Source organism: Brevibacterium sp. (assembly GCF_052105255.1).
GTDB classification, from domain to species: Bacteria; Actinomycetota; Actinomycetes; order Actinomycetales; family Brevibacteriaceae; genus Brevibacterium; species Brevibacterium linens_B.
On sequence record NZ_JBQDYQ010000025.1, the window covers coordinates 42,353 to 46,387 of the forward strand.

The following is a 4,035-nucleotide window of genomic DNA, read 5'->3' on the forward strand; positions in this document are numbered from 1 at the left end:
CCACCGCCGGTGTCGGCGTTGATCTCGGCGAAGTCACCGGTGACATCGAACCGGCCGTAGTTGCCGTCGAAGTCCAGCGCAAGGTCTTTCGCCTCTTTGGTCGGGATGGTGACGGTCAGCCGGGTGTTTTCGAGTTTCCCGCCGTTCTTCACCGCCACCTCGGCGGTATCGGCTCGACTGTCGACCTCAAGGTTCGCGGAGCTGTCACGGGGACCGGTGCCGGTGAGCTTCACGGTCGCCTCTGCGACATCAGCGGTCTTGATGTCGACGGCACCACCGGAGTCGAGGCCGATCTTGAGTTCCTTCATCGCCTTCGGCAGCGGTTCGGACGATTCGATCCGTCCGTAGTCGAGGCGGGAGGCACTGTGGGCGGTGCTGACGATGACGGGGATGAGGAGGACGACGGCGGCGAGGACGATGAGAACCGCGCGCAGACCGACGCGGGCGGATTCACTGATGCGGACTGTGGCAGGCATTCTAAGCTCCGAGGAATGTGAGGACGGCGAGGACTCGGCGGTTCTCCGAGGTGTCGGCGGTGAGGCCGAACTTCGTGAACACCGAGGAGATGTGCTTTTCAACGGCACCGGCACTGAGGTACAGGGTGCGGGCGATCGCGGCATTGGACTTGCCCTCTGCCATGAGCTGGAGGACTTCGAGTTCCCGAGGACTCAGGGTCGAGAGTCCGTCCTTCTTGCGCGTGCGCACCAGGATCTGGGACACGACCTCCGGGTCGAGGACGGTGCCGCCTCCAGCCACCTCGTCGACGGCGGTGAGGAAGTCTTCGACATCGGCGACACGGTCTTTGAGCAGGTAGCCGAAGCCGCCGGTGTTCTCGGCGATGAGTTCGGACGCGTACTGCTCCTCCACGTACTGGCTGAACACGAGGACCTTGACGTCCGGGTTCTGCTTGCGGATGAGGACGGCGGCGCGAATGCCCTCATCGGTGAACGTCGGCGGCATGCGCACGTCGATGACGGCGAGGTCCGGCGGATCGTTGTGGACGACGGCGAGGAGTTCATTGGCGTCGGGCACGGCGGCGATGACGTCGTGACCGGCGTCAGCGAGCAGCCTTTCGAGTCCGGCCCGCAGGACGGCGGAGTCTTCCGCGATTACGATGCGCATGGCACCTCCACAACTATAGTCGTTGGCCCACCTGCGGGGCTGGTCAGGTTCAGTGTGCCACGTGCGGCTTCGACCCGGTCGATGAGACCGGCGATCCCGGTGTGACGCCCGGTGCGGTCGACACGGGCACCGCCGTGGCCGTTGTCGGTGACGACGATCTGCACACCGCTCTCGGTCGGGGCGATGAACACGCTGGCGCGAGTGGCGCCGGAGTGCTTGGCGATGTTCGTCAGGCATTCGGCGACGACGAAGTAGGACACGGCCTCGGCTTCGCGTCCGATCCGCCCCTCGAGGCGGACATCGACGTCGATGGGGATCGTCGACCGTCCGGCCAGTGCGGAGACGGCGGCGTCGAGTCCGCGGTCGGTGAGGACGGCGGGGTGGATTCCGCGCGCCAGCTGGCGGAGTTCGTTGACGATGCCCTTGGCTTCGGTATGGGCTTCGGCCACGAGTTCCTTCGCCTTCTCCGGATCGGAGTCGATCTTCGTCTTCGCCATCCCCAAGGTCATGGTCAGGGCGACGAGGCGGGGCTGGGCTCCGTCGTGGAGGTCGCGTTCGATGCGCAGACGTTCGGCGGCGGCCGCTTCAAAGCCGGCCATTCGCGCCCGATCGAGTTCGGTGACTTGGGCCTGCAGCGCGACGGTCCGGGCCGGTGCGAGCAGCGCCCGGTCGAGTGCGCGGTCGAGCAGCGGGGCGAACCACAGGATGGCCAGGGAGCTGGCGAGGACGATGACGGAGCCGATGGCCACACCGATGCGGGCCGACCCGTCGATGGACTCTCCGATGAAGAAGGTGTTGACTCCGTGCGGGTTGATGGCCGCGAAGATGCCGAAGATCGATCCGCAGATGCCTGCGAGGGTGCCGGCGACGACGATCGCCCCGAGGAGCATCTTGATGTAATGGTGGGCGGTCGAGCGCCAGAAGGCACCGGATTTCACCTGCAGCCAGCGGTTGTGGAGGAACCGACCGAAGCCGGGGTCGCGATTGCTGCTTTCGATCTTCGGGACGGGGATCTTATCGGAGTAGATGAGTTCGGCCCGGTAGCGTTCGGCGTTGTTCGCGCCCTGCTGGACGAGGACCCAGACGAGGAGGGCGAGGACGCCGAGGCCGAGGGCGAAGATTCCGCCGATTCCGGTGAACAGGAGTCCAAGCGGGATCCACGCCCAAATCACGGCGAGGACGGCGGAGAGCACGAGGTTCGCGACGCCGATGATTCCGGTGGGGCGTTTGGGCCAGGTGATCGGGCCGTCGGCGGGGATCTCGGTGACTTCGTCCCGACTGAGCGGCAGTGAGCCGGTGACCGGGGCGTAGGCGACGGGTTCGGTGCGCTGCCTCCCTCGCCGAGGTGGTCGTGGGGGTGGCATCAGAGGCGGCCCCTGGCGGGGTGGTCGATGTTGGCGCGGTTGCTGGGGCTGCCCCGGTTGGTGGGGTTGCTGCCCGGCGGGGCCATAGGAGGCCGGGGCCGAGGGGTAGGTGCGAGGACCGGAGTGGCTGGGTGCTGAGGCGCGGTTCGGAGATGCGAGGTGGGCCGCCGGAGCCTGTCCGGGCGGCGGAGTCTGCCCGGTTTGCGGAGTCTGTGGGGCCTGCGGCCCCTGCTCATAGACGCGGGTCGGCGCTTGTGCGCACTGCCTGGTCGGCTGCTGGGGATCCTGCGACTGTCCATAAGCCTGCGACTGCTGCGGGTACTGGCGAGTCGAACCGGAAGCGGACGGCACGTCGAGATCGAGCGGCTTGGTCCGGAACTCTCCGGCCTGGCTGGCCGTCGGCTCAGCTATCTCTGTGGTCGGCGGGGCGTTGACGATCGCCTCGGCGCTGATGGATTCTTCGCGTTCACCGGCGCTGGGGGCCGCCTCGGTGTCGGGGATCTGAGGCTCCACCGGATCGGTGCCGTGCGGCTCCTGATCGTGCGGGTTCTCGGGGGTCTTCTCACTCATAGCAATAACGCTACGGGAGTGACGTCGCGGCCAACAGCACGAAGACCTCCGACCCCGCATCGGGTTTTCCCCCGCGGCAGTGACCGGCCCCACCCTTCGCCATCGTCAGCGACAGAACACCCCGGTGACGGCTGATTGCGCCGTTACCGACGCATCACACCGCTGCAACGGTAGGACGAGTCTCTGACGATGGCTCGCGGTCCGAGTCGCCCGCGGCACCGTTGGCCGAAGCCGCACCTCCACCGACAGCTCCCGCCGTCGCGTCGAGGGCCTGCGCGAGGTCGGCGAGGATGTCGTCGATGTCCTCGATGCCGACCGAGAGGCGGATGAACGCCCCGTCGATGCTCAGCTCGCAGTCGGCCACGGCCAGGTGCGTCATCGTCGCGGGATGATCGATGAGGGACTCGACTCCGCCGAGCGACTCGGCCAGGGTGATCAGCTTCGTGCTCTTCACGAGCGCCAGCGCACGCTCCTCGGTGTCGGTGCGCAGGGAGACCACTCCCCCGAACCCGTTCATCTGCGCCTTCGCGACCTCATGACCCGGGTGGGAAGGCAGTCCGGGGTAGAGCACCTCGGCGATCTCATCGCGTGTCTCCAGCCATTCGGCCACGGCCTGCGCGTTCTCGCAGTGGGCCTTCATCCGCACCGGCAGGGTCTTGATCCCGCGCCGGGTCAGCCACGCGTCGAAGGGGGCGATTCCCAGGCTCACGGAGGCCAGGTGGCTCTCGAGACGCTCGACCACCTCGGCGGCGCGGGCGCAGGTGGTGCCGTCACCGGCGAGCACGGCACCGCCGATGACATCGGAATGGCCGTTGATGAACTTCGTCGTCGAGTGGATGACGAGATCGGCGCCGAGGTCGAGCGGGCGCTGCAGGATCGGGGTCGCGAACGTCGAGTCGACGGCCAGCAGCGCGTTCGCCTCGTGCGCGAGCCGAGCGGTCTCGGCGATGTCGACGATGTCGAGGCCGGGGTTGCTCGG

Annotated in this window: 3 protein-coding genes and 1 pseudogene; all 4 read right to left on the reverse strand. The window is 67.4% G+C overall.

Features of this window, described 5'->3' with window-relative positions; translation table 11 throughout:
- A pseudogene (locus ACTIIH_RS08920) lies at positions 1–476 on the reverse strand (hypothetical protein); the annotation flags it as partial.
- A 1-nt stretch (position 477) separates the two neighbouring features.
- Complete coding sequence (locus ACTIIH_RS08925) at positions 478–1,122, reverse strand: response regulator transcription factor (RefSeq protein ID WP_441451482.1); 645 nt, start codon at positions 1,120–1,122, stop codon at positions 478–480.
- Positions 1,110–3,056 carry a histidine kinase gene (locus ACTIIH_RS08930; RefSeq protein WP_441451483.1) on the reverse strand — a complete coding sequence of 649 codons (1,947 nt, stop codon included), beginning with the start codon at positions 3,054–3,056 and terminating at the stop codon, positions 1,110–1,112. The genes ACTIIH_RS08925 and ACTIIH_RS08930 overlap by 13 nt, the downstream gene beginning before the upstream one ends.
- 154 nt (positions 3,057–3,210) lie before the next feature.
- A partial coding sequence (locus tag ACTIIH_RS08935; protein WP_441451484.1) for a trans-sulfuration enzyme family protein occupies positions 3,211–4,035 on the reverse strand: 825 nt, incomplete at its 5' end.